The organism is Huaxiibacter chinensis, from assembly GCF_022171985.1.
GTDB lineage: Bacteria > Pseudomonadota > Gammaproteobacteria > Enterobacterales > Enterobacteriaceae > Enterobacter > Enterobacter chinensis_A.
The window spans coordinates 79690-105651 of sequence record NZ_JAJVHF010000005.1 but is presented as its reverse complement, the minus strand read 5'-3'; the positions used below and the strand labels follow the sequence as shown (position 1 = coordinate 105651).

Genomic DNA, 25962 nt, shown 5'->3' with positions numbered 1-25962 from the left:
CGGAGCCGTTCGGCCTTTATATGTGATCCACATCTCATTATCTGTGCAACTCATGAAAACAAAATCAAAATTGCGCGACGCATCGCAAATTTTAACCCACCAGCGTCAGAATAATGGGGAACAGGAACGGGGCGATAAGAGAGGTCATAATCCCGCAGATGACCAGCGCCAGCGAGCTAAATGCGCCTTCCTGATAATCCAGTTCCGCGCAGCGCGCCGTTCCCAGTGCGTGAGAGGCCGTACCCATAGCCAGACCCCGCGCCGCTTTGGTGCGAATCTTCATCAGGTTGAGCAGCGTATGACCAAAGACTGCCCCCAGAATACCGACATAAATCACACACATCGCGCTTATCGCCGGGATGCCGCCGATGCTGCCGCCCACGGCCATCGCAATCGGCGTGGTCACGGATTTCGGCATAATCGAGGCGGCAATTTGTGGCGAAGCGCCCATCAGGAGTGCGACGGTGGTGCCGGTTAGCATCGCAACCACGCTGCCAATAAGGCAGATAGTGATAATGGACTTCCAGCGTGCGCGGATCTGATGCAGTTGCTCATACAGCGGAAAGGCCAGGGCCACCACCGCCGGTTGCAGAAGATCGTTTAAGATTTTGCTGCCGGCAAAATAACGCTCATAAGGAATGCCGGTGAAGATAAGGAAGGGGATGATCACCACCATCGCCACCAGTAAGGGATTCAGCAAGGGCATTTTAAATCGCGCGGCGAGCTTGCGAGCGGCAAAAAATACCGCGAGCGTCAGGGGCAGCGACCACCAGATGTTAGCCATCATTGTTTGGTTCCTTTCTCACCGACCACGTTGCGTTCGCCATGGACCAGATGCGAACTCCAGCTCACCACCAGGAAAACCACCAGCGTACTGACCGAGCAGGAGACAATAATTGGGCCGAACTGCGCCATAAGCAGATCGTAATACTGCATGACGCCCACGCCAATGGGGACGAACAGCAGCGCCATATAGCGAATCAATACGAAGCAGCCGGGGTTGACCCATTTTGCGGGCAGAATTTGCAGCGCCAACAGCACGAAGAGAATCAGCATGCCGATAATGCTGCCGGGAATGGCAATCGGCAGAAGCGTGGCGATGAAAATCCCCGCATACAGGCAGGCATAGATCAGGACGAATGCGCGCAGATAGTGCCAGAGGGTTTTTAATGATTTGCTCATAAGAGGGTCCTTAACGAAACACATTCATCATACAATTAAATCCAGAAACGTGCCACGGATCACATCATGAATTTTGAGCATACCAGACATTCCAAAAGGGAACGTCATGCGTAAGCTGACGTGACGCCATTATGAAGAAGCCCGGAAAGAATAACCATAGTTGGCCTGGTTCCGTTTTCGACAGGCAGCCGGTTTGACGGGGTACGTGGCGTTCTTGCCTGTGTGCGTTCTCCCCGCCTGAAAGACTTTCAACCTGCCAGGAGAGCGGCTACCATAGCGCGTCTTTTTTCACAGGTATCCATGATGCGCGTTTTACTGGCCCCGATGGAAGGTGTGCTCGACTCCCTGGTGCGTGAGCTGCTGACCGAGGTGAACGATTACGATCTCTGCGTCACCGAATTTTTGCGTGTGGTCGATATGCTTTTGCCGGTCAAGTCGTTTTACCGACTCTGCCCGGAGCTGCATCATCAGAGCCGGACGCCGTCCGGCACGCTGGTGCGCGTACAATTACTGGGGCAATATCCCGAATGGCTGGCGGAAAATGCCGCGCGCGCCGTGGAGTTAGGGTCCTGGGGCGTGGATCTGAACTGCGGTTGTCCGTCAAAAATGGTCAACGGCAGCGGCGGCGGCGCGACGTTGCTAAAAGATCCCGAGCTGATTTATCGCGGGGCGAAAGCGATGCGTGAGGCGGTGCCAGCGCATCTGCCGGTGACGGTGAAGATTCGCCTTGGCTGGGACAGCGGCGAACGCCAGTTTGAAATCGCGGATGCGGTACAGCAGGCGGGCGCCACGGAGCTTGTCGTCCACGGGCGCACCAAAGAAGATGCCTATAAAGCCGATCGCATTAACTGGCAGGCAATCAGGGATATCCGCCAGCGGCTGACGATCCCGGTGATTGCAAACGGCGAGATCTGGGACTACGCCAGCGCGCAGGCTTGCCTGAAAGAGACCGGCTGTGATTCGGTCATGATTGGTCGCGGCGCGCTGAATGTGCCTAACCTGAGCAGGGTCATCAAATATAACGAGCCGAGAATGCCCTGGCCGGACGTGGTGGCGCTTCTGCAGAAATATACGCGCCTCGAGAAACAGGGCGATACAGGCTTATATCATGTCGCCCGTATTAAACAATGGCTCAGCTATTTGCGCAAAGAGTACAGCGAATCGCTGGCGCTGTTCCAGGAAGTAAGAACGTTGCAAAGTTCACAAGAGATTGCCCGCGTCATTCAGTCTAAATAATGCAATTACGCAAAGCATGAGACGTGCCCGGCGGGAAGCCGGGCACAAGTCCTTAGAAAATCATCTTAAAGACGCCTGTCACCACCAGCAACCCAATCAGAAAGATAATCAAAATAGCCCACAGTAATATTTTCATTCGCTTCTCCTGCGTATGTATGTCGGGTTAAGTGTAGCAGCCACGGCTACGTTGATTTATAAATCACATGAATGTTTGTAATTCACTAATTTTAAAGATGAATATTTTGCTGAACATAAAAATGTATGACAAATTGCGCATTGCCACGGGTTACTAAAAAAAAGAGGCCGGGCAGGCGTAATTTGCGCCTTTCTTTTTTGGGTGAATGGCGTGATGAAACGTTCGGTTATTTATTCTTTTGGCTTACCTCTCTCCTTTTTACTTGCCGGCTGCGCGCCGGGACACGACACGGCGGCCGCGCTTTCGCCGAACATACCGGTTGCACACATTGAGACCGGGCTGGTAGCCGGACAGTGGCCTGAAAACGAATGGTGGAAAACCTTCCACGATGCCCAGCTTGATTCGCTGATTGCCCGGGCCCTGGCCGATGCGCCGGATATGCAGATCGCCCGACAACGAGTGACCCTTGCAGAAGCCCAGGCAAAAATGGCCATCGCGGCGGATGGCCCACAGATTGATTTTTCGGCGGATGCGGAGCGGCAAAAAATGTCGGCAGAAGGGCTTATGGGCCCGTTTGCATTGACCGACCCCGCGGCGGGGACGACCGGACCGTGGTACACCAACGGGACGTTGGGGTTAACGGCGGGCTGGGATCTGGATTTATGGGGAAAAAACCGCGCGCAGGTTGCGGCCCGTATCGGCAAGGTGAATGCACAAAAAGCGGAGCTGGAACAGACCCGGCAGCTCCTTGCCAGCAGCGTGGCGCGCCTGTACTGGGACTGGCAGACCCAGACGGCCATGGAAAAGGGGGTTAACGCCATTAAACGCGAGCAGCAAAATATCATTGCCGCCGATCGTGAGCTGTACCAGCAGGGGATTACCTCTTCTGTCGAAGGCGTTGAAACGGATATTAACGCCCGTAAATCTGACGAACGACTGGCCGAAATTCAGGGCAAAAAGCGCGCCATCGAAGCGCGTCTGGCGGCGCTCACCCGCACGCCCGTCGTGACGCTCTCCCCGCAGCCTCTGCCCGCGGTCAACACAACGCTGCCGGCTTCGCTGGGCTATGAGTTACTGGCCCGCCGTCCGGATCTTCAGGCGGCACACTGGTATATCGAGGCGTCCATGAGCGAGGTGGAGGCGGCGAAAGCCGCGTTCTATCCCGACGTTAATCTGATGGCTTTTCTGCAACAGGATGCGCTGCACCTGAGCGATTTATTCCGTTCCTCGGCGCAACAGATGGGCGTTACCGCAGGCCTGACCCTGCCCATTTTCGACAGTGGCCGCCTGAATGCCCGCCTCGATATAGCCCAGGCGCAAAGCAATTTGTCGGTGGCGAACTACAACAAAGCGGTGGTGGAGGCGGTCAATCAGGTTACCCGGACAGCGAGCGAAGTTGAAACCCTGCGGGTAAAAAACCAGCATCAGCAGCAGGTAGAAGCTGATGCCGCCCGCGTAGTCGCCCTGGCACGAGCGCGCTTTAACGCGGGGATGCTTGCGGGCTCCCGCGTCAGCGAGGCGAAAATCCCGGCATTGCAGGAGCACATCGCCGGGGTGAGGCTTCAAGGCCAGTACATCGATGCGACGCTGCAACTCACCTCAGCGCTCGGCGGTGGATATCACAACGGGTAAATCGTGAGCGTTATCTATACTTATCTCTTCGCGAATGTACAGGAGACAGGTATGACAACAGATAATCGGGTGGCGATTGTCACCGCGTCTGATTCAGGTATTGGTAAAACAACGGCGCTCATGCTGGCCGAGCGCGGCTTTGATATCGGGGTGACCTGGCATTCCGACGACAAGGGCGCACAAGAAACCTGCCGGGAAGTGGAACGACGCGGTCGTCGGGCCGAGTCTGTTCAGCTGGATTTGAGCACGCTTCCTGACGGGGCGAAGGCAATCGAGACGTTAATTGCCCGTTTTGGTCGGCTGGATGTGCTGGTCAACAACGCGGGGGCAATGACCAAGGCGCCGTTTCTTGATATGAAATTTGACGACTGGCGCGCCATCTTTACCGTCGATGTGGACGGCGCCTTCCTGTGTTCGCAAATCGCGGCCCGCCAGATGGTGAAGCAGGGGCAGGGCGGGCGGATCGTGAATATTACCTCCGTTCACGAGCACACCCCGCTGCCGGAGGCCAGCGCCTATACCGCCGCCAAGCACGCGCTGGGAGGATTAACCAAATCGATGGCACTGGAACTGGTCGGGCATAACATTCTGGTCAATGCCGTGGCGCCAGGCGCCATAGCCACGCCAATGAATGATATGGATGACAGCGAAGTCAAAGCGGGCTCCATGCCGGAAATTCCGCTGGCGCGTCCTGGACATACGAAGGAAATTGCCAGCCTGGTGGCATGGTTATGCGATACCGATGCCAGCTACGCTACCGGACAATCTTTTATCGTCGATGGCGGATTTATGCTGGCCAATCCACAGTTTAAACCGGCATAAAGCAGGCTAATCCCGCTTGTTATCGCGGTGTTTCAACCAGAGACGCACCGCGATAACCAGCACAACCATAACGATTAACCAGGCCCAGTGCTTCAGATGTTGATCGAAATTGTGCAGCCATGGACCAATCACCTCGCCCCCGACATACCCCAGCGTCGTAAAGATAAGCGCCCAGGCAATCGCCCCGAGGATATTCAGCGGAATAAACAGTTTTGGCGGGAGCCGACTTGCGCCAATCAGCAGCGGGCCGATGATGCGAAAACCGTACATAAAGCGTGTGCCAATGACAAACAGGTAAGGGTGACGCTGTATCAGGCGCTGAGCGCGATTAATTTTCTTCTGATGTTTCGCAAACCGCTTAAGCAACGTTGGGCCAAAACGTAATCCCAGCAGATAAAGTAACTGATCGCCAATCATGCCGCCGAGTGCGACAGCGGCCACCACCAGCGGAAAGCGAAGTAAACCTTGATGAGCGGCAACGCCGCCGAGGAGGGTAATGGTTTCCCCTTCTGCCACACTGCCGATAACCAGTGCAGCGTAACCATAATGCTCAATCAAACTATTGATATCCATAAGGTAAGCGGTGTCTCCTTGTGAAAGCGTCCTTAAAGCATACACCCTGACAATTAATAGCGTGGAAAGAGGGATGTGTTGATTGTTCAGAAAATAACCTAAAGCCGCATTATACTTACAGTACCGCTGTACGGGTCGACAACAAGGGGGCGTTATGAACCATGTCTGGGGTCTTTTTTCCCATCCCGATCGTGAAATGCAGGTCATCAGGAACGAGAACGAAACGGTCACGCATCACTACACGCATCATGTTCTTATGATGGCGGCGATTCCCGTGGTCTGCGCGTTTATTGGCACAACACAAATTGGCTGGAATTTCGGCGATGGCAACATCGTGCGGCTCTCCTGGCCCACCGGGTTAGCTCTCGCCGTGGTCTTTTACGGCATTATGCTGGCGGGGGTCGCCATCATGGGCCGGGTGATTTACTGGATGGCAAGAAACTATCCGCAGCGGCCATCGCTCACGCTCTGTATGGTGTTTGCGGGTTATGTCGCCACGCCGCTGTTCCTGAGCGGTATCGTTGCGCTCTACCCCCTGGTGTGGCTGTGCGCCCTGACCGGCACGGTCGCGCTGTTTTATACCGGTTATCTGCTGTTTGTCGGCATCCCGACCTTCCTGAATATCAACAAAGAAGAAGGTTTAAGTTTCTCAGGCTCCACGCTCGCCATTGGTGTGCTGCTGCTGGAAGCCCTTCTGGCGCTGACTGTTATTCTCTGGGGTTATGGTTACCGGCTTTTCTAAGCTCAATGCATTGCTGGCGTAAATGCCAGCAATGCAGCATCTGTACACGATTATCCACTGGCGACATGCGAATCGGCTCGCTATGATGCCTTTGCCAGCCTGTTTTCACCCAGTGTGACAGGCGGCGTACGTTAAAACGTGCCTGAACAATTATCAGAAGCCTCACCATGCTGAAATTCCGAGTCTCATTACTCAGCCTCGCGCTGATTCTGGCTGTGCCTGTAGCCATGCCTGCCATCGCTAAAACACCTGCGATGACGACCGCCGCTCAACCGGAAATCGCCTCCGGTAGCGCGATGATTGTCGATCTGAATACCAATAAGGTGATCTACTCCAGCCATCCGGACCTTGTGCGCCCGATCGCGTCAATTACCAAACTGATGACCGCGATGGTGGTGCTGGATGCACGCCTGCCGCTGGATGAAAAGCTGAAGGTGGATATCAGCCAGACGCCAGAAATGAAGGGGATCTATTCGCGCGTGCGTCTGAACAGTGAAATCAGCCGTAAGAATATGCTGTTGCTGGCGCTGATGTCGTCAGAAAACCGTGCCGCGGCCAGCCTGGCGCACCATTATCCGGGGGGCTATAACGCGTTTATCCGGGCGATGAATGCGAAGGCCAAAGCGCTGGGTATGAGCAACACCCATTTTGTCGAACCGACCGGCTTGTCGATTCATAACGTCTCGACGGCGCGGGACCTGACGAAAATGCTGATTGCCAGCAAACAATATCCGCTGATCGGCCAGCTGAGCACCACGCGTGAAGAGATGGCGACGTTCGCTAACCCGCCGTACACGCTGCCGTTCCGCAATACCAACCATCTGGTTTACCGCGACAACTGGAACATTCAGTTAACCAAGACTGGCTTTACCAACGCGGCAGGGCATTGCCTGGTGATGCGTACCGTCTTTAACGGCAAACCGGTGGCGCTGGTGGTGATGGATGCTTTTGGCAAATATACCCACTTTGCGGACGCCAGCCGTCTACGTACCTGGATTGAGACAGGGAAGGCGCAGCCGGTCCCGGCAGCCGCATTGAGCTATAAAAAACAAAAGGCGGCGCAGATGGCCAGCGCCTCCGTTGCGGGCGAACAGACCGCGCAGAACGATTAACTATTCCGGCAGCGTCCAGTCACCGTCGTTGAGTGGACGCTGCATGATCAAGGTATCCCGCCAGTTCCCTTTCTTGTAGCCAACGCTTCTGAGCTGCCCGGCGACCTCAAACCCATGTTTTTTATGCAGCCGCAGTGAACCTGCATTGTTATGTCCATCGCCCACGACGGCAATCAACTGCCGCCAGTGGCCCTCTTCACAGCGGGCGATCAGCGCTTCCATTAATGCACTACCAAAACCGCGTCCGGTTGCACTGGCATCCACGTAAATCGACTCTTCAAGCGTGTACCGATAGGCGGGGCGAGGGCGATAAAGCGACGCATAGCAATACCCCACCACCACGCCGCGATAGAGCGCAACAAGCCAGGGAAAACCGCCGTCAATAATCGTGCGCATACGCTGGCGCATGTCATCAATCGTGGGGGGAACTTCTTCAAACGAGGCGCGTCCGTTAAGCACATGCCAGGCATAGATAGCGGCAATGGCGTGAACGTCGTCAGGGTGGGCGTCGCGCACCTCTATCTCGGAAGTGGAAAGGATATCGACGGCCGACATGATCTGCTTACTCCTCAGAATAAAAAAGCCGGGGAACACGTCCCCGGCGGTGAGAGATTACTCTAATACGATTCTGGTGAGCTTAACAATCCTCTCAGTGTGGCTTCACGTCGTCTTCAGTGACGGGCGCACGATCAACGGCTGGAGCGGGCTCCTCTTGCCAGTATTTTTTTCGGGTTGTCTTACCAATGCCGGGGTTCATGCTATTGGTGGGATCATTTTCACGATAAAATTTGGTCAGTGTCTCCGGCGCTTTATACAGGTGTCCCACGTTGTGTTCGGCTGGATATTGCGCCCCGCGTGCGCGCAGAAGCTCCAGCATCTGCTCTTTCAGCGCATGGGCATCGACCCCTTTTTTAACAATGTAATCCTGGTGGAAGACATAGCACATAAAGTGACCGTAATAGAGCTTATGCACCAGTTGGCTGTCGATTTCCGGCGGCAGATGTTCAAACCACTCGGTGTCGTTGCGGCGCAAGGCGATATCAAGCGCCAGAATATCTTCGACCTCATCCGCATGCACAGCCTGATAGCGGATAGCGGCGCCCGCCGCGGCAAAACGGTGTAAAAAGGCTTTGCTGCCTTCTTCTGCGGTGCAGGCAAAGAAATCGCCCTCGGCGGTTTTGAAGTAGTCTGCAAGCCAGGCCTGAGCCTCGGCAATACCGTCTCCTGCCATTTTCAGCAGCAGATGGTGTTCGTACTTATCTCGCCAGCTTTTCATGCGCGGCGGCAGGTGCGCCGGGAAGGCGTTTCCCAGCTTTTGCATAAAGCGATCGGTGAAGTGGGGTTTAAACAGCGACACCTTTTCGAGCATGGCATCGGTGCGTCCCTTCATGGTGAAGAAGAACGGCATCTTGTCCGTGCCCAGCTTGTCGATCATCAGGAAGGTATCTTTGCCATACCGCTCGGCGATATCGTAAATATCGCGATGCATATACTCGCCGGCGACCGGCAGATGCGTGAACTCCGCAAGGATATGCCGCCGTATTTCGGTCAGCACTTCGGGCTGATTGGTGCCGATATAGAACACCTGCTGCTTTTTCTCGGCTTCGAAGGTATCAAGACGGACGGCAAAAACGGCCAGTTTGCCCGCGCAGCCGGAGGATTCAAACAGGCGGTCCGGGTCAGCGTTATAGCGCGCTGGGGTATCCGCATGGATATCGCGCACGCGCGTAATATAGTCATGATCGTGCGCGTGACGGCCATCGTGCTGCACGTCTTCATCTTTCACCCGGTCATCATCGAGTTTACTGAGAATTTGCTCTGGCGTGACGCCAAGATTAATCCCCAGATGGTTGACCAGGGTCAGTTTGCCGTTTTCATCAATGCGCGCAAACAGTGACATTTCGGTGTATGCCGGGCCGCGCTGCACCAGCGAACCGCCGGAGTTGTTACAAATCCCGCCCACGACCGACGCGCCAATGCAGGACGATCCAATTACCGAGTGCGGCTCGCGGCCCAGGGGCTTAAGCGCTTTTTCAAGGGAGTAGAGCGTCGTACCCGGGAACGCCAGCACCTGTTCACCTTTATCCAGTACGTGCAGTTTATCCAGACGCAGCGTGCTGATAATGATGATATCGCGGTCGTAGTCGTTCCCGTTCGGGGTGGAGCCTTCGGTTAAACCGGTATTCGCCGCCTGCATTAAAATAATTTTATCTGCGTCGACGCAGGCGCTCAGCACGCGCCATAATTCCAGCAGCGTGCCGGGGAAGACCACCGCCAGCGCTTCGCCCTGGCCGGAGCGGAAGCCCTTACGATAGCGGGCTGTTTTTGCCGGGTCTGTCAGGACATGCGTCTGACCGACAAGGCGAGACAGTTCGTTAATCAATACAGTGTTATGTTGAGTTCGAACGGAAGTCATTTTCCACTCCTTGTGGTGGGGCAAATTTCACGCAGTAAAGCATAGCGCGATTAATTGTTAAGTGAGCAAGTATTCAGTAGAAATATCAGAGAATAACCCTGCACCGAACCGAGGGTTTATGGCACACTGCGCTTTTCGCACGCTCCGGGCCGGGATCGACCGGCGGTTAATGATGAGAGAGTAAAACGACATGAAATGGCTTTGTTCTGTAGGTGTCGCGGTGAGTCTGGCGCTGCAACCTGCGCTGGCAAATGATCTGTCTGGCAACCACCCGCTAACGCCAGAAGCCCGGGACGCCTTCGTCACGGAACTGCTCACCAAAATGACGGTTGATGAGAAAATCGGCCAGTTGCGTCTTATCAGCGTCGGCCCGGATAACCCGAAAGAGGCGATCCGCGACATGATCAAAGCAAGCCAGGTCGGGGCGATTTTTAACACGGTCACCCGCCAGGATATCCGCAAAATGCAGGATCAGGCGATGGCGCTGAGCCGCCTGAAGATTCCCCTGTTCTTTGCCTATGACGTGGTGCATGGGCAGCGTACCGTTTTCCCTATCAGCCTCGGTTTGGCCTCCTCCTTTAACCTCGATGCGGTGAAAACCGTGGGTCGCGTCTCGGCCTATGAAGCGGCAGACGACGGGCTGAACATGACCTGGGCGCCGATGGTGGACGTCTCCCGCGATCCGCGCTGGGGCCGGGGCTCTGAAGGTTTCGGTGAAGATACCTTTTTAACCGCCACCCTGGGTAAAACCATGGTGGAGGCGATGCAGGGCAAAAGCCCGGCGGATCGCTACTCGGTGATGACCAGCGTCAAACACTTCGCCGCCTATGGCGCGGTGGAAGGGGGCAAAGAGTACAACACCGTGGACATGAGCCCACAGCGTCTGTTTAACGACTATATGCCGCCATATAAAGCCGGTCTGGATGCGGGGAGCGGGGCGGTCATGGTTGCCCTGAACTCGCTCAATGGCACCCCGGCGACCTCGGATTCGTGGCTGCTGAAAGACGTGCTGCGCGATCAATGGGGCTTTAAGGGCATTACGGTGTCCGACCATGGCGCAATCAAAGAGTTGATTAAACACGGCACGGCGTCCGATCCGGAAGATGCGGTCCGTGTCGCGCTGAAAGCCGGTATCAACATGAGTATGAGCGACGAGTATTACAGTAAATATCTGCCGGACCTGGTGAAGACCGGAAAGGTCACCATGGCAGAGCTGGACGACGCCACTCGCCATGTGCTGAACGTGAAATACGATATGGGGCTGTTTAACGATCCGTACAGCCACCTGGGGCCGAAGGATTCCGATCCGGCTGATACCAACGCCGAAAGCCGTCTGCATCGCAAAGAAGCGCGTGAAGTGGCGCGCGAAAGCCTTGTGCTGTTGAAAAACCGGCTCGACACGCTGCCGCTGAAAAAATCGGGCACCGTTGCCGTGGTTGGCCCGCTGGCTGACAGCAAGCGTGACGTGATGGGCAGCTGGTCTGCGGCAGGCGTGGCCGATCAGTCGGTGACCGTGCTCACCGGCATCAAAAATGCCGTCGGTGAAAAGGCCAGCGTGGTTTACGCCAAAGGGGCGAACGTCACGGATGACAAAGACATCGTTACCTTCCTGAACCAGTATGAAGATGCGGTAAAAGTCGACCCGCGTCCGGCGAAAGAGATGATTGACGAAGCCGTTAACGCTGCGAAGCAGTCTGACGTCGTCGTGGCCGTGGTGGGCGAAGCCCAGGGTATGGCGCATGAGGCCTCCAGCCGGACGGACATCACCCTCCCGCAGAGTCAGCGAGACCTGATTGCCGCGTTAAAAGCCACCGGCAAACCGCTGGTGCTGGTGCTGATGAACGGCCGCCCGCTGGCGCTGGTAAAAGAGGATCAGCAGGCTGACGCCATTCTGGAAACCTGGTTCGCCGGTACCGAAGGCGGCAATGCCATCGCTGACGTGCTGTTTGGCGATTACAATCCGTCCGGCAAGCTGCCGATGTCCTTCCCGCGTTCCGTAGGGCAAATTCCGGTCTACTACAGCCACCTGAACACCGGTCGTCCTTACAATGCGGACAAGCCAAACAAATACACCTCGCGTTACTTTGATGAAGCCAACGGCCCGCTGTATCCCTTTGGCTATGGTCTGAGCTACACCACCTTTAAGGTCTCTGAGGTCAAAATGTCTTCACCGACCCTGAAGCGTGACGGCACCGTCACCGCCAGCGTGGAGGTCACTAATACCGGTAAACGTGAAGGCGAGACGGTCATCCAGATGTACGTTCAGGACGTCACCGCGTCAATGAGCCGTCCGGTGAAACAGCTGCGTGGCTTCGAGAAAGTGGACCTGAAACCCGGCGAAACGAAAACCGTCAGCTTCCCGATTGACGTGAACGCGCTGAAGTTCTGGAACCAACAGATGAAGTACGATGCTGAAGCCGGCACGTTTAACGTCTTTATCGGCCTGGATTCTGCCCGCGTGAATCAGGGCGAATTCACCCTGCTGTAATTTTCCTGCCTTACGCCTCTTCCCAAACCCGGGAAGAGGCGCCTTATCTTCTGCTAAAAGCGTATTTCAGGCGGTCAAATTCCCGGTTTTAAACTACGCTTTTCTCTCAAGCCTCTGATAAGGGCGATAAAAAATGGGGTTAGCACAATGACAATGACAAAGGGAATATTCGGTTCTGCGATGCTGCTGGCGGCGCTGAGCCTGCCTTTACAGGCGGCTGAGCCGGTAAAGGTAGGATCGAAAATCGATACCGAAGGGGCACTGCTCGGGAATATTATTCTTCAGGTGCTTGAAAGCCACGGCGTGAAAACCGTCAATAAAGTACAGCTTGGCGCCACGCCTGTGGTGCGCGGGGCGATTACGTCCGGCGAGCTGGATATCTATCCTGAATACACCGGCAACGGGGCATTCTTCTTCAAAGATGAAAACGATCCGGCCTGGAAAAACGCCTCGGCGGGCTATGAGAAGGTCAAAAAGCTCGACGCCGAACAAAATAAGCTGATCTGGCTGACGCCGGCCCCCGCTAATAACACCTGGACCATCGCGGTGCGTAAGGACCTGGCTGAAAAAGGCAAACTCACGACGCTCGACGATCTGAGTCGTTACCTGAAAGATAAGGGCGAGTTCAAACTGGCGGCATCGGCCGAATTTATTGAGCGACCGGATGCGCTGCCCGCGTTTGAAAAAGCCTATGGCTTCAAGCTGGATCAAAGCCAGCTGCTCTCGCTAGCGGGTGGCGATACTGCCGTGACGATTAAAGCGGCGGCCCAGAAAACGTCCGGCGTTAATGCGGCCATGGCGTACGGGACCGATGGTCCGGTTGCGGCACTGGGACTCCAGACGCTGACCGATCCAAAAGGCGTACAGCCGATTTATGCGCCTGCGCCCGTAGTGCGTGAAGCCGTGCTGAAAGCCTACCCGGAAATGGCCGACTGGCTGAAGCCGGTCTTTGAAACGCTGGATGCGAAAACGTTACAACAGCTCAATGCGAGCATCGCGGTGGAAGGGCTGGATGCCAAAAAAGTGGCAGCCGACTACCTGAAGCAAAAAGGACTGGTGAAGTAACAGGACAAGGCTGTGCCAATACATTGTCATAACCGCGTACTGCTGCTGCTCGCGTTTATCGCGCTGGCAGCGTGCGCGCTCCCGTTTGTGAATTTTGCGCCCAATCGTCTTTTATCTGGCGAAGGGCGCGCCCTCTGGCAGGTGTGGTCCTTTACGCCCGGCCTGCTGACGGCTGCGCTGGCGATGGTCGCGCTGCTGGCATTCTGCACAGGGCGCACCGCGTTAATCCTGACGCTTATCCTCTGCGAACTGCTGTTTGCGTTGCTCGTCTGGAGCGCAGGGCAGGCGGCGACGCATCTGGTTGCCGTTGAAAGCCCGCTGGCGCGCACTTCGGTGGGAAGCGGGCTTTGGCTATGGCTGGCCCTGTGCCTGCTGGCCTGTAGCGATGCTGTTCGGCGACTGACGACACAGCCTCTCTGGCGCTGGCTCCTCAATGCGCAGCTCTGGATCCTGCCCGTAGCGATCCTCATCGGCGGCGATTTAAATCAGCTGTCGTTGCTAAAAGAGTACGCCAATCGCCAGGACGTCTTCGATAATGCGCTTATTCAGCATCTGACCATTCTGGCTGGCACACTTATCCCGGCTGTCGTGATTGGCGTACCCATTGGCCTGTGGTGTTACCGCCACCCGCTCCGGCAAGGGCCGGTTTTCGCCGTTCTCAATGTGATCCAGACCGTGCCTTCCGTTGCGCTTTTCGGCCTGTTAATTGCCCCGCTTGCCGGGCTGGTGAAGGCGTTTCCCGCGCTCGGCACGTTAGGCATCGCCGGCACCGGATTAACCCCGGCGCTGATCGCGCTGGTGCTTTACGCGCTGCTCCCGCTGGCGCGCGGCGTGCTGGCCGGGCTGGGTCAGGTCTCATCCGACGTTTTAGAAAGCGCGAACGCAATGGGCATGAGCGCCCGTCAACGCTTCTGGAAGGTCCAGTTACCGATTGCAATGCCTCTGCTTATCCGCAGTCTGCGGGTGGTGGCCGTGCAAACGGTGGGCATGGCCGTTATCGCGGCGCTCATTGGCGCGGGTGGTTTTGGGGCCCTGGTCTTTCAGGGGCTACTCAGTAGCGCGCTGGATTTGGTATTGCTTGGCGTCATTCCCACCATTGCGCTGGCGGTGGTGATCGACGCGGTCTTTGCCTTGTGGCTGGCCCTGCTCAAGGGGAGAAAAGATGATTGAATTTCATGATGTAAACAAAAGTTTTGCCGGGCACAAAGCGGTGAGCGATCTCAATCTTCATTTTGAAGAGGGGGCGTTTTCGGTGCTCATTGGCACGTCGGGTTCGGGTAAGTCCACCACGCTGAAGATGATAAACCGGCTGGTGGAGCATGACAGCGGGCAAATCCGCTTTGCTGGCGTTGAGATCCGCAGCCTGCCGGTGCTGGAACTGCGCCGTCGCATGGGATACGCCATTCAGTCTATTGGCCTGTTTCCCCACTGGACGGTTGCGCAGAACATCGCCACCGTGCCGGATTTACAAAAGTGGTCGCGGCAAAAAGTGGCCGATCGCGTGGATGAACTGATGGCGTTACTGGGGCTGGATCCTGTCCTGCGCGCGCGGTATCCGCATCAGCTTTCGGGCGGGCAGCAGCAGCGCGTGGGTGTTGCCCGGGCGCTGGCGGCAAATCCTGAGGTCTTGCTGATGGATGAACCCTTTGGCGCGCTGGATCCGGTAACCCGCGGTGCGCTGCAAACCGAGATGACCCGTATTCATCGCATTCTTGGACGCACCATTATTCTGGTGACGCACGACATTGACGAGGCATTACGCCTTGCCGATCGGCTGGTGCTGATGGATAAAGGCGAGGTGGTGCAGCAGGGGACGCCGCTGGAACTGCTGACGCGACCGGCAACGGACTTTGTGCGCGAATTCTTCGGGCGCAGCGAGCTGGGCGTCCGTCTGCTCTCCCTGCGTACCGTGGAAACCTACATGCGCCGGGAGCCTCAGGCTGGCGGTGAAGCGTTGCAGGCCGGGATGAGCCTGCGTGATGCTCTGTCGGCATTTGTCGCGCGGCAGTGCGAAATCTTGCCCGTCGTCGACGATAACGGCGTTCCGTGCGGTACGCTGCATTTTCGCGATTTGCTGGCCGGGGAGGTGAAACGTGAAGGTCATGCGTGATCCGCTGCTCTGGCTGATAGTGGCTTTTGTCGCCCTGCTGGTGCTGATGCCCTACAGCGGCGCGCTGTTCAGTACGTTATTCCCTGAGCTTCCCCGTCCTGTTTATCAGCAGGAGAGCTTTATCAGCCTGACGCTGGCGCATTTCTGGCTGGTGGGGGTTTCAAGCGCGATTGCCATGGTGCTGGGTCTGGGGGCTGGGATCCTGGTCACGCGCCCGGCTGGGCGAGAGTTTCGCCCGCTGGTGGAAACCATTGCCGCGATCGGCCAGACCTTCCCACCCGTGGCGGTACTGGCGATTGCCGTTCCCGTCATTGGATTTGGTCAACAGCCGGCAATTATTGCCCTGATTTTATATGGCGTGTTGCCCATTCTGCAGGCGACGCTGGCCGGACTGGCTGCGGTGCCTTCGGCGGTAGTGAGCGTGTCTCAGGGAATGGGGATGAGTGCCTGGCAGCGGCTGCTAAAGGTGGAACTGCCGCTGGCAGCGCCGGTGATTCTGGCGGGTGTGCGGACATCGGTCATTATTAATATCGGCACCGCCGCTATCGCGTCGACAGTGGGGGCAAACACGCTGGGAACGCCGATAATCATTGGGCTCAGCGGGTTTAACACAGCGTATATTCTGCAAGGTGCCCTTCTGGTGGCACTGGCGGCTATCGTCGTCGATCGCGCCTTCGAGCGTCTGGCCTGGTTTCTCAGCCGACACCGCCGCGTACAATAAAGGAGTAGCCGGCCAGCATGACGCCGCCGATGCCGCTGATAGCCATAAAGGCAAAAAGAATAATAACGGCGAGTTTGGTTGACTTCATGTGTGCTCCTTTTGTTAACCACTCAATTATACGGTGAAGCGCACCTGTTAATGAACCATTAAATGCCGTTAAGGACGATCAGTGGCGCAAGGCGTAGACCGGATAGCCCGTTTCGCGCCATTCGCTGATCAGCTGTTCCTGCGCTGCGCTTGGGATATCCCCGCACCAGACCAGCAAGGTTTGCCCGTCAAACAGTTCGGGACGCAGCTGGGCCAGGGAGTGGGCGAGGACATCGACGCGCCAGCCCTGCTGGGTGGCAATCCACGCTTCTAGCCACAGTCGGGTGGTATCCTGGACATTCCAGCCTACCACCAGGGCGTCCTTGCTGTTCTTTTTGCGTGCCGACGCCAGGCAGACGGAAATATAGTTAATCAAGACGCCATCAAGCATGCTTAACAAAGCCTGCAACGTCGGCTGCTGGCTTTGCAGTCGAAGGCGAAGCGGAATAAAAAGCTGCTCGATGAGCGTCTGCGCCGGGTGCTCCCGGCAAAGATCGATGATCCAGGCCCGCAGCCGTTGCAGGTGACCCGCCTGTAAAAAACGGAGCAGCCTTTCCTGTTGTTCCCGCCACTCCGCAAGGCACGCTGAATCCTCCTGGCTCAGCAATGATTTCACCTTGCTCACCTGGACCCCGTTATCGATCCAGCTTTTGATTTCACGGATCCGGTCAATATCCGTGTCGTTAAACAGGCGATGTCCCCCGTCTGTTCTTTGCGGTTTTAGCAGACCATATCGACGCTGCCAGGCCCGCAGCGTCACGGGATTAATATCACAAAGCAGTGCCACTTCACCGATCGTGTACAGCGCCATCATTGCCCCCTGGCTTGCGCGTCCCCAGAATAACTGTAGACCCTGTTGAGCGAACCAGGAAAAATTGTCTGTTTTTCGAACACACTCTGCGAAGGCGGCATTAACGGCGGGGAAAAGGGTGTGATGTCGGGCACGAATTACACTTTTTTTGGAACGCTTCAAAGAAAGTTAAACCGCATCAGTGTATGTTACGCGTTTTTAGAAATTGCGGTTGCTGGCATGTATGAGTTTAATCTGGTGTTGCTGCTGCTTCAGCAGATGTGTGTTTTTCTGGTCATCGCATGGTTGATGAGCAAAACGCGGTTATTCATACCGCTGATGCAGGTGACCGTTCGCCTTCCGCATAAGCTCCTGTGTTACGTTACTTTCTCTATCTTCTGCATCCTCGGTACCTATTTTGGGCTTCATATCGAAGATTCCATCGCCAATACGCGCGCTATTGGCGCAGTGATGGGAGGCCTGCTGGGCGGCCCGTTGGTCGGTGGACTGGTTGGGCTGACCGGCGGATTGCATCGCTATTCCATGGGCGGGATGACGGCGCTCAGCTGCATGATTTCAACCATTGTTGAAGGATTGCTGGGTGGCCTGGTCCATAGCTACATGATCAAGCGCGGCCGCCCGGATAAGGTCTTCAGCCCGATTACCGCAGGCGCCATTACCTTAGTAGCAGAACTGGCGCAAATGCTCATAATCCTGCTGATTGCACGACCGTTTGACGATGCGCTGCATCTGGTCAGCAGTATTGCGGCGCCAATGATGGTGACTAATACCGTGGGCGCGGCGCTCTTTATGCGCATCCTGCTGGATAAGCGCGCCATGTTTGAAAAATACACCTCGGCGTTTTCTGCCACGGCACTCAAAGTGGCTGCCTCAACGGAAGGGATCCTCCGGCAGGGATTTAACGAAGAGAACAGCATGAAGGTGGCCCAGGTACTCTATCAGGAACTGGATATCGGGGCGGTGGCGATCACCGATCGTGAGCGTTTGCTGGCCTTTACCGGAACCGGCGACGATCATCATCTTCCCGGCAAACCCATCTCCTCGACCTATACCTTGCGCGCCATAGAAACCGGGGAGGTGGTCTATGCAGACGGTAATGAAGTGCCGTACCGCTGTTCCCTGCATCCGCAGTGCAAGCTGGGATCTACGCTGGTGATCCCCCTGCGTGGCGAAAATCAGCGGGTTATGGGTACGATTAAGCTTTATGAAGCAAAAAATCGCCTCTTCAGCTCGATCAACCGAACCCTGGGGGAGGGGATTGCGCAGCTGCTGTCGGCACAGATCCTTGCCGGACAATATGAGCGGCAAAAAGCCTTACTGACCCAGTCGGAGATCAAACTCCTGCATGCCCAGGTAAATCCGCATTTCCTGTTTAACGCGTTGAATACGCTTAAAGCGGTCATCCGGCACGACAGAGAACAGGCCACGCAGCTTGTACAATTCTTGTCGACGTTCTTTCGCAAAAACCTGAAGCGCCCCTCTGAAGTGGTGACCCTGGCGGATGAAATTGAGCATGTTAACGCCTACCTGCAAATTGAGAAGGCGCGGTTTCAGTCCCGCTTGCAGGTGTCGCTTTCTGTCCCGGATGAGCTGGCGCACCAGCATCTTCCCGCGTTTACGTTGCAGCCCATTGTGGAAAATGCCATCAAACATGGTACGTCCCAGCTGCTGGGGACCGGCGAAATTAGCATCTCAGCGAGCCGTTTTAACCATCATCTTGTGCTCGACATTGAAGATAACGCAGGGCTCTATCAGCCTGGCGCCGAGTCCGGCGGGCTGGGGATGAGCCTGGTGGACAAACGTCTGCGCGCCCGCTTTGGCGACGATTGCGGCATTACCGTTATCTATGAGCCAGACAGATTTACCCGTATTACCCTACGACTGCCCCTTGAGGAGAGCCCATGTTAAGAGTGCTGATTGTGGATGATGAGCCGTTAGCGCGGGAAAACGTGCGGGTCCTGCTTCAGGAGCAAGCGTATATTGAGATTGTCGGGGAGTGCGCCAACGCCATAGAAGCCATCGGCGCGGTGCACAAACTGCGTCCGGACGTGCTGTTTCTCGATATTCAGATGCCGCGCATCAGCGGCCTGGAGATGGTGGGTATGCTCGATCCTGCTCAGCGGCCCTATATCGTCTTCCTCACCGCCTATGATGAATATGCGGTGAAGGCGTTTGAAGAACACGCTTTCGACTATTTACTGAAACCAATAGAAGAGAAACGTCTGGAGAAAACCCTTGCCCGCCTGCGCCAGGAGCGGACGGAGCAGGATGTCAGCCTGTTACCGGAGCATCAGCAGGCGCTAAAATTTATCCCCTGCACCGGCCATAGCCGCATTTATCTGCTGCAAATGGATGATGTCGCCTTTGTGAGCAGCCGCATGAGCGGCGTTTACGTTACCAGCGCGGAGGGCAACGAAGGGTTTACCGAGCTGACGCTGCGCACGCTGGAAAGCCGTACGCCGCTGGTTCGCTGCCACCGTCAGTATCTGGTGAACATGGCGCATCTCAAAGAGATCCGCCTTGAAGAGAACGGTCAGGCGGAGCTGGTGTTACGCGCCGGGCAGACCGTGCCGGTGAGCCGTCGTTATCTTAAGAGTTTGAAAGAGGCGATTGGCCTGTAAAACTGGTACACTTCGCGACATTGCATCATCGACAGTTAAAGGCACTCATGCTTAGTAATGACATTCTTCGTAGCCTGCGCTACACCCTGAAAGCAAATAATAACGATATGGTGCGCATTCTTGCGCTGGCCGATATGGAGGCCACCTCTGCGGGGTTTGATACCTGGATGACCAAAGAAGATGAAGAGGGTTTTGTTCGCTGCCCGGACATTATCCTGTCGGGTTTCCTGAACGGCCTGATTTACGATAAACGCGGCAAAGATGACAGTGCGCCAGAGCTGGCCCTTGAGCGCCGTGTGAACAACAATACGGTGCTGAAAAAGCTGCGTATCGCGTTTTCGCTGAAAACCGACGACATTCTGGCCATCATGACCGAGCAGAAATTTCGCGTCTCGGTACCGGAAATCACTGCCATGATGCGCGCCCCGGACCACAAGAACTACCGCGAATGCGGCGATCAGTTTTTGCGTAATTTCCTGCGCGGGCTGACCCACCGGGTGCACCACCCGAAGGCATAAATTCAGCGGGGTGCGGCCTGATGTCCTCACCCTCTCCCAGGGAGAGCGGGAGAAAACAGATTGCCATAAAAAAAGCCGGAGATTTTCTCCGGCTTTTTTGTTATTTCACCTGCTGACCCGGCTTCGCGCCTTCGTCAGGGCTTAACAGGAAAATATCTTTCCCGCCAGGGCCTGCGGCCATGACCATGCCTTCCGAGATACCGAAGCGCATTTTGCGCGGCGCCAGGTTGGCGACCATCACGGTCTGACGGCCAATGAGCACCTGCGGGTCCGGATAGGCAGAGCGAATGCCGGAGAACACATTGCGCTTCTCGCCACCGAGATCCAGGGTCAAACGCAGCAGTTTGTCGGAGCCTTCAACAAACTCGGCGTTTTCGATCAGGGCAACGCGCAGATCGACTTTGGCAAAATCATCAAAGGTGATGGTTTCCTGAATCGGATCGTCCGCCAGCGGACCGGTCACCGGGGCGGCTGCCGCCTTCACTTCTTCTTTTGACGCCTCAACCAGCGCTTCAACCTGTTTCATTTCGATACGGTTGTAGAGGGCCTTAAACGTGTTCACCTTATGATCCAGCAGCGGTTGCTGAATGGCATCCCAGGTCAGTTCGGTGTTCAGGAACGCTTCAGCACGTTCGGTCAGCTGCGGCAGAACCGGCTTCAGGTAAGTCATCAGCACGCGGAACAGGTTAATCCCCATGGAGCAGATGGCCTGCAGGTCAGCATCGCGGCCTTCCTGTTTAGCGACAACCCACGGCGCCTGCTCGTCCACATAGCGGTTTGCCAGGTCAGCCAGCGCCATGATTTCACGTACGGCTTTGCCGAACTCGCGGGCTTCCCACGCTTCGCCAATCGTGGCAGCCGCGTCGATGAAGGTTTGGTACAGCGCCGGGTCGGCAAGCTCAGCGGCCATGACGCCGTCAAAACGCTTCGCGATAAAGCCTGCGTTACGGGACGCCAGGTTGACCACTTTGTTAACGATGTCCGCGTTCACGCGCTGGACGAAGTCTTCCAGGTTAAGATCGATATCGTCGATGCGGGAAGAGAGCTTCGCCGTATAGTAGTAGCGCAGGCTATCCGCGTCGAAGTGGTTCAGCCAGGTGCTGGCCTTAATAAAGGTGCCGCGGGATTTGGACATCTTCGCGCCGTTAACCGTGACGTAGCCATGCACAAACAGGTTGGTTGGCTTGCGGAAGTTGCTGCCTTCCAGCATGGCTGGCCAGAACAGGCTATGGAAGTAAACGATGTCTTTGCCGATGAAGTGGTACAGCTCGGCGGTGGAATCTTTCTTCCAGTACTCTTCAAAGCTTGTGGTGTCGCCGCGCTTGTCGCACAGATTCTTAAATGAACCCATATAGCCGATTGGCGCGTCGAGCCAGACGTAAAAATATTTGCCCGGCGCGTTCGGAATTTCGAAGCCGAAATATGGCGCATCGCGGGAGATGTCCCACTGCTGCAGGCCTGACTCAAACCACTCCTGCATTTTGTTCGCCACTTGCTCCTGCAGCGCACCGCTGCGGGTCCAGGCCTGCAACATTTCGCTGAACGACGGCAAATCAAAGAAGAAGTGTTCAGAATCACGCATAACCGGCGTGGCGCCGGAAACAACGGATTTGGGTTCGATAAGTTCGGTCGGGCTGTAGGTCGCACCGCACACTTCGCAGTTATCGCCGTATTGATCCGGAGATTTGCATTTCGGGCAGGTCCCTTTCACGAAACGGTCTGGCAGGAACATGCCTTTTTCCGGATCGTAAAGCTGAGAGATGGTGCGGTTTTTGATAAAACCGTTCTCTTTCAGTCGGGTATAAATCAGCTCAGACAGCTCGCGGTTCTCGTCGCTGTGCGTGGAGTGATAGTTATCGTAGCTGATGTCAAAGCCAGCAAAATCGGTTTGATGCTCCTGACTCATTTCGGTAATCATCTGTTCCGGGGAGATCCCCAGCTGTTGCGCTTTCAGCATAATTGGCGTGCCGTGGGCGTCGTCTGCACAAATGAAATTTACCTCGTGGCCGCGCATTCGCTGGTAACGGACCCAGACATCAGCCTGGATATGCTCCAGCATGTGGCCGAGGTGGATTGAGCCGTTGGCGTACGGCAGTGCGCACGTTACCAGAATTTTTTTCGCGACTTGAGTCATAGTAGTCATTACTTCTTTTAACTGTGAAAAGGGTTTTTGATATTACCAAAAGGGGCATTATTAAGTAAGCACAAACCACGGCCTTTCAGGTAAACTTGTCGTCTAAGGTCTTATTCACAAGAACAAAGGAGTCGGGATGAGTTTGCAATCCCAGGCCAAATCACCGGAAGCCTTACGAGCAATGGTCGCCGGGACGCTGGCTAATTTTCAGCACCCCACCCTGAAGCACAATCTGACGGCGCTGAAAGCGCTTCACCACGTCGCCTGGCTGGACGATACGCTGCACATTGAGCTGCAGATGCCGTTTGCCTGGAAAAGCGCGTTTGAAACCCTGAAAGAGCAAACCAGCGCCGATCTTCTTCGCCTTACCGGGGCGAAGGCGATTGACTGGAAGCTGTCGCACAGCATTGCCACGCTCAAGCGCGTGAAGAATCAGCCGGGCGTAAATGGCGTTAAAAACATTATCGCCGTCAGCTCCGGTAAGGGCGGGGTAGGGAAGTCCTCTACGGCGGTCAACCTGGCCCTTGCGCTTGTCGCAGAAGGCGCAAAAGTCGGGATTCTGGATGCCGATATCTACGGCCCGTCGATCCCGAATATGCTCGGCGCAGAAAATCAACGTCCGACCTCACCGGATGGCACCCATATGGCGCCCATCGTCGCCCACGGTCTTGCCACCAACTCCATTGGGTATCTGGTGACGGACGATAACGCGATGGTCTGGCGTGGCCCTATGGCCAGCAAAGCGCTGTTGCAGATGCTGCAAGAGACCATGTGGCCGGACCTGGACTATCTGGTGCTGGATATGCCGCCGGGCACCGGTGACATTCAGCTGACGCTGGCGCAAAACATCCCGGTCACGGGGGCGGTTGTCGTCACCACGCCGCAGGATATCGCGCTGATTGATGCTAAAAAAGGCATCGTGATGTTTGAGAAAGTGGAAGTGCCGGTGCTCGGTATCGTCGAGAACATGAGCATGCACATCTGCAGCAACTGCGGACACCACGAGGCCATCTTTGGCACCGGCGGTGCGGAAAAACTGGCCGAGCAGTATCACACCCAGCTGCTGGGTCAGCTGCCGCTGCATATCACCCTGCGTGAAGATCTTGATAGCGGTAAGCCAACGGTCGTCAGCCGTCCGGAAAGCGAGTTTGCAGAGATGTATCGTCAACTGGCAGGGCGCGTTGCGGCGCAGCTTTACTGGCAGGGCGACGTCATCCCAAGTGAGATCGCCTTCCGCGCGGTGTAATCCCGGGCAGTCAGCGCCAGGTGGCGGCAATGCCGCCTGGCGCTAACGCAGCCGATAATGCATTAAATAGTATTCGCCGTCCGGCGAGTCGCCCGTCGCTTCAATGTGCCAGCCGTGGCGCTGGTAAAACGCGACAGCCCGTTCGTTCTTCACCAGGCATTTCAACGCTCCCGTACTCGTAAACCTTTTCTGCACCTTTTCCAGCAGCAAGCGACCCACACCCAGATGCTGGTATTGCGGGTCGACAAACAGGTTGTGCAGAAAATTATCGTTCGTCCAGACGGAAGCAAAACCCAGGCGATGCCCGTTCTGAACGGCGACCCATATCTCTTCATCACGGGTTGCCGCGTCAAAGTCTTCAAGCTGCCATTCATCACCCTTTAACCACGGCCAGGCATCACGGCGGGCGTGCAGGTAGAGCGTGCGCAGGAAAGGACGGTCGCTCTCCTGCCAGGGCCGGACGCTGATGGTATTAACGGTGATAGAAGATATCCCCGTTGTAGGCTTTGAGAATTTTGCCATCGGTATCGGTAATCAGCACGTAGTTCTCACCCATGTACGTCCAGTGGGTATCGGCATCCGGCTTGGGCAGGTTACGCAGCTGATACTGCTTAATGGTGTACTCTGGCGTCTGATACTGTGCTGGCGCCGTATCGCCTATTTTGAACTTAGTGAAATCGGCGATGAACTCTTGTTCTTCATACGCCTGGATGCCAGACGGCGCGGCCGCAGTCTGTGGGGCAGCAGAGGCTGCACCCGCAAGAGACAGTAATACACCCAGAAGCAGCAATTTACGCTTAGCCATTTTTTCTCCAGTTTGACCTTTTATTGATACGTTTTATGAGCCATGACCTAACCATACGGCAGATGGCCCATTTTAAGTATCAGACTATGGCTTGTTTGGGAAAAAATGTAACAAAACTGAACGGTCTCATCAGGATCCTCCGTTAGTGCCTGACCAGTGTCGCAAAATAATAGACCAGCGGAATGGCAAGGATCCACAGACCCACCGGGATTTCACGTCCTTTCCCGGCAATCGCTTTGATGACAATGTAAAACAGTAACCCCCCCGCAATGCCTGTGCCGAAGCTGTTGGCAATCAGCGTAATCATCACCATCATCAGCACGGGTAACCCGTCGGTGAAATTGGCCAGATCCACCTTACGCAGGCCGCTGAACATATTCAGGCCAATCAGAATCAAGGCGGGGGCCGTGGCCTCTTTCGGGATCATCAGCGCCACCGGGGTGAAAAGCAGCATCAGCAGGAACATCACCGCCGCCGCAAGGGCCGTCATGCCGGTTTTCCCGCCGGCTTCTGCGGCCGCGGAGGATTCAATCAGCGCCGTCGCGGCCGGAATACCCACCCACGGACCGATCGCGGCGGCAATGGAATCCACCATAAACGGACGATTGATGTGCGGCATATTGCCTTCTTCATCCAGCAATCCGGCTTCGCCACCCACCGCCAGCGTGGTACCCATCGTGGAGAAAAACTCCGAGGCGAAAAAGACAAACAGGAACGGCAGGAAAGCGATGTTCAGCGCACCGAGCAGATCGATTTGCCCGAAGACTGGCGTCAGGGCATGCGGCAGGTCGATGAAACTGGCCGGCAGTTTCGTCACGCTCAACGGGATCCCGACCAGCGTGGCAAATAATATTGCCCAGAGGATCGCACCGGGAATACGCCGCGCCTGTAAGGCGATAGCGAGGAACAGCCCACACAGCGCCACCAGCGCGCCCGGTGCCAGGAAATCGCCCAGCATCAGGGCGTTGGTTTTGGCATTCGCCAGCACCAGCCCGGCGTTGCGGAAACCGAGTACGGCGACAAACAGCCCGATGGAGGCCGTCAGCCCCAGCTTGATGGACTGCGGAACGGAACGGGTAACCACTTCGCGCAGGCCAAAGCGGGTCAGCAGGAAGAACAAAATCCCCGACCAGCAGGCGATACCCAGACCAATTTGCCAGCCGATGCCTTCACTGCCCGCAAGCGTCACCCCGACCAGCACCGAGCCGCCGATGCCCGGCCCGACGATAAACGGCAGGTTGGCGTAAAACGCCATTAACAGCGTCCCGGCAACAAAGACCAGAATGGTGCCCGTAGTCGCGGCGCCTTTATCCATTCCTCCCACGGCCAGCAGCCCCGGGATCACCACCAGCAAATAGGCGGCAGCGAGAAAACCGGTGATACCCGCCAGGCACTCGGTGCGCACGGTGCTCCCGCGTGCACGAAGTGCAAAACGACGTTCAAGCCAGCGCCCTGGTGCTGGCGAATTCACGGTATTGTCGGCCATTATCTGGCTCTCCTTCGGT

Annotated in this window: 26 protein-coding genes; 14 read left to right on the top strand and 12 right to left on the bottom strand. The window is 56.1% G+C overall.

Features of this window, described 5'->3' with window-relative positions; genetic code table 11:
• Positions 1-91: 91 nt before the first annotated feature.
• Positions 92-787, bottom strand: a complete 696-nt coding sequence (locus LZP96_RS13845) for a CidB/LrgB family autolysis modulator (protein ID WP_064326751.1) — start codon at positions 785-787, stop codon at positions 92-94.
• Positions 784-1182: a CidA/LrgA family protein gene (locus tag LZP96_RS13840; protein WP_258926095.1), complete on the bottom strand. Its 399-nt coding sequence runs from the start codon at positions 1180-1182 to the stop codon at positions 784-786. The genes LZP96_RS13845 and LZP96_RS13840 overlap by 4 nt, the downstream gene beginning before the upstream one ends.
• 303 nt (positions 1183-1485) lie before the next feature.
• Between LZP96_RS13840 and dusC the strand changes: the two genes are divergently transcribed.
• Complete coding sequence (gene dusC, locus LZP96_RS13835; protein ID WP_258926133.1) at positions 1486-2418, top strand: tRNA dihydrouridine(16) synthase DusC; 933 nt, start codon at positions 1486-1488, stop codon at positions 2416-2418.
• Between the two features lie 52 nt (positions 2419-2470).
• On the opposite strand, the gene yohP is transcribed toward dusC, so the two are convergent.
• Positions 2471-2554 (bottom strand): small membrane protein YohP, encoded by an 84-nt coding sequence (gene yohP, locus LZP96_RS13830; RefSeq protein WP_000698460.1) that lies wholly within the window; start codon positions 2552-2554, stop codon positions 2471-2473.
• A 213-nt stretch (positions 2555-2767) separates the two neighbouring features.
• On the opposite strand from yohP, the gene mdtQ reads away from it, so the two are divergent.
• Positions 2768-4186, top strand: a complete 1419-nt coding sequence (gene mdtQ / locus LZP96_RS13825) for a multidrug resistance outer membrane protein MdtQ (protein WP_258926094.1) — start codon at positions 2768-2770, stop codon at positions 4184-4186.
• 51 nt (positions 4187-4237) lie between these two features.
• Positions 4238-5008 carry an SDR family oxidoreductase gene (locus LZP96_RS13820; RefSeq protein WP_258926093.1) on the top strand — a complete coding sequence of 257 codons (771 nt, stop codon included), beginning with the start codon at positions 4238-4240 and terminating at the stop codon, positions 5006-5008.
• 6 nt (positions 5009-5014) lie between these two features.
• Here LZP96_RS13820 and LZP96_RS13815 read toward each other — a convergent pair whose 3' ends face one another.
• Positions 5015-5581: a DedA family protein gene (locus tag LZP96_RS13815; RefSeq protein ID WP_258926092.1), complete on the bottom strand. Its 567-nt coding sequence runs from the start codon at positions 5579-5581 to the stop codon at positions 5015-5017.
• A gap of 154 nt (positions 5582-5735) precedes the next feature.
• On the opposite strand from LZP96_RS13815, the gene LZP96_RS13810 reads away from it, so the two are divergent.
• Positions 5736-6323, top strand: a complete 588-nt coding sequence (locus LZP96_RS13810) for a Yip1 family protein (protein ID WP_064326746.1) — start codon at positions 5736-5738, stop codon at positions 6321-6323.
• A 167-nt stretch (positions 6324-6490) separates the two neighbouring features.
• Positions 6491-7435: a D-alanyl-D-alanine endopeptidase gene (pbpG, locus tag LZP96_RS13805; protein ID WP_258926091.1), complete on the top strand. Its 945-nt coding sequence runs from the start codon at positions 6491-6493 to the stop codon at positions 7433-7435.
• On the opposite strand, the gene LZP96_RS13800 is transcribed toward pbpG, so the two are convergent.
• Positions 7436-7990, bottom strand: a complete 555-nt coding sequence (locus tag LZP96_RS13800; RefSeq protein ID WP_064326744.1) for a GNAT family N-acetyltransferase — start codon at positions 7988-7990, stop codon at positions 7436-7438.
• Between the two features lie 94 nt (positions 7991-8084).
• Positions 8085-9851: a D-lactate dehydrogenase gene (dld, locus tag LZP96_RS13795; protein ID WP_258926090.1), complete on the bottom strand. Its 1767-nt coding sequence runs from the start codon at positions 9849-9851 to the stop codon at positions 8085-8087.
• 190 nt (positions 9852-10041) lie between these two features.
• Between dld and bglX the strand changes: the two genes are divergently transcribed.
• The 5 genes from bglX to LZP96_RS13770 all read left to right on the top strand — a co-directional run bounded on the left by bglX (position 10042) and on the right by LZP96_RS13770 (position 16235).
• The gene (gene bglX, locus LZP96_RS13790; protein ID WP_258926089.1) at positions 10042-12339 is read left to right on the top strand and encodes a beta-glucosidase BglX; all 2298 of its coding nucleotides are present in this window, start codon (positions 10042-10044) and stop codon (positions 12337-12339) included.
• A gap of 147 nt (positions 12340-12486) precedes the next feature.
• Positions 12487-13404, top strand: coding sequence for a glycine betaine ABC transporter substrate-binding protein OsmF (osmF, locus tag LZP96_RS13785; protein WP_064326741.1), 918 nt, complete (start codon positions 12487-12489; stop codon positions 13402-13404).
• 12 nt (positions 13405-13416) lie between these two features.
• The gene (locus tag LZP96_RS13780) at positions 13417-14574 is read left to right on the top strand and encodes an ABC transporter permease (protein WP_258926088.1); all 1158 of its coding nucleotides are present in this window, start codon (positions 13417-13419) and stop codon (positions 14572-14574) included.
• The gene (locus tag LZP96_RS13775; RefSeq protein WP_258926087.1) at positions 14567-15514 is read left to right on the top strand and encodes an ABC transporter ATP-binding protein; all 948 of its coding nucleotides are present in this window, start codon (positions 14567-14569) and stop codon (positions 15512-15514) included. Before LZP96_RS13780 ends, LZP96_RS13775 begins: the two co-directional genes overlap by 8 nt.
• Positions 15498-16235: an ABC transporter permease gene (locus LZP96_RS13770; protein ID WP_258926085.1), complete on the top strand. Its 738-nt coding sequence runs from the start codon at positions 15498-15500 to the stop codon at positions 16233-16235. Before LZP96_RS13775 ends, LZP96_RS13770 begins: the two co-directional genes overlap by 17 nt.
• On the opposite strand, the gene LZP96_RS13765 is transcribed toward LZP96_RS13770, so the two are convergent.
• Both LZP96_RS13765 and mlrA read right to left on the bottom strand, forming a co-directional pair.
• A complete protein-coding gene (locus tag LZP96_RS13765) occupies positions 16210-16323 on the bottom strand; it encodes a protein YohO (RefSeq protein ID WP_082904941.1) in 114 nt (37 codons plus the stop codon). The two genes, LZP96_RS13770 and LZP96_RS13765, sit on opposite strands and share 26 nt — an antisense overlap.
• Before the next feature lie 78 nt (positions 16324-16401).
• The gene (gene mlrA / locus LZP96_RS13760) at positions 16402-17133 is read right to left on the bottom strand and encodes an HTH-type transcriptional regulator MlrA (RefSeq protein WP_064326737.1); all 732 of its coding nucleotides are present in this window, start codon (positions 17131-17133) and stop codon (positions 16402-16404) included.
• 219 nt (positions 17134-17352) lie between these two features.
• On the opposite strand from mlrA, the gene LZP96_RS13755 reads away from it, so the two are divergent.
• From LZP96_RS13755 to LZP96_RS13745, 3 genes are read left to right on the top strand one after another with little or no spacing between them, the layout of a single operon-like run.
• Positions 17353-19041, top strand: coding sequence for a sensor histidine kinase (locus LZP96_RS13755; protein ID WP_258926084.1), 1689 nt, complete (start codon positions 17353-17355; stop codon positions 19039-19041).
• Positions 19035-19754 (top strand): two-component system response regulator BtsR, encoded by a 720-nt coding sequence (gene btsR, locus LZP96_RS13750; protein WP_258926083.1) that lies wholly within the window; start codon positions 19035-19037, stop codon positions 19752-19754. Before LZP96_RS13755 ends, btsR begins: the two co-directional genes overlap by 7 nt.
• Before the next feature lie 47 nt (positions 19755-19801).
• Entirely contained in the window at positions 19802-20272 is a 471-nt protein-coding gene (locus LZP96_RS13745; RefSeq protein WP_064326735.1) for a YehS family protein, read from the top strand.
• A gap of 100 nt (positions 20273-20372) precedes the next feature.
• On the opposite strand, the gene metG is transcribed toward LZP96_RS13745, so the two are convergent.
• Positions 20373-22406 carry a methionine--tRNA ligase gene (gene metG, locus LZP96_RS13740; RefSeq protein WP_258926082.1) on the bottom strand — a complete coding sequence of 678 codons (2034 nt, stop codon included), beginning with the start codon at positions 22404-22406 and terminating at the stop codon, positions 20373-20375.
• A 136-nt stretch (positions 22407-22542) separates the two neighbouring features.
• Here metG and apbC point away from each other — a divergent pair, with 136 nt between their 5' ends.
• Positions 22543-23652 (top strand): iron-sulfur cluster carrier protein ApbC, encoded by a 1110-nt coding sequence (apbC, locus tag LZP96_RS13735; protein ID WP_258926081.1) that lies wholly within the window; start codon positions 22543-22545, stop codon positions 23650-23652.
• A 42-nt stretch (positions 23653-23694) separates the two neighbouring features.
• Here the strand turns inward: apbC and LZP96_RS13730 are convergent, their stop codons facing one another.
• The 3 genes from LZP96_RS13730 to LZP96_RS13720 all read right to left on the bottom strand — a co-directional run bounded on the left by LZP96_RS13730 (position 23695) and on the right by LZP96_RS13720 (position 25943).
• Positions 23695-24174 (bottom strand): GNAT family N-acetyltransferase, encoded by a 480-nt coding sequence (locus LZP96_RS13730; RefSeq protein ID WP_258926080.1) that lies wholly within the window; start codon positions 24172-24174, stop codon positions 23695-23697.
• Entirely contained in the window at positions 24125-24457 is a 333-nt protein-coding gene (locus LZP96_RS13725) for an RcnB family protein (RefSeq protein WP_258926079.1), read from the bottom strand. The genes LZP96_RS13730 and LZP96_RS13725 overlap by 50 nt, the downstream gene beginning before the upstream one ends.
• Positions 24458-24599: 142 nt before the next feature.
• Positions 24600-25943, bottom strand: a complete 1344-nt coding sequence (locus tag LZP96_RS13720; protein ID WP_258926078.1) for an NCS2 family permease — start codon at positions 25941-25943, stop codon at positions 24600-24602.
• Positions 25944-25962 lie beyond the last annotated feature (19 nt).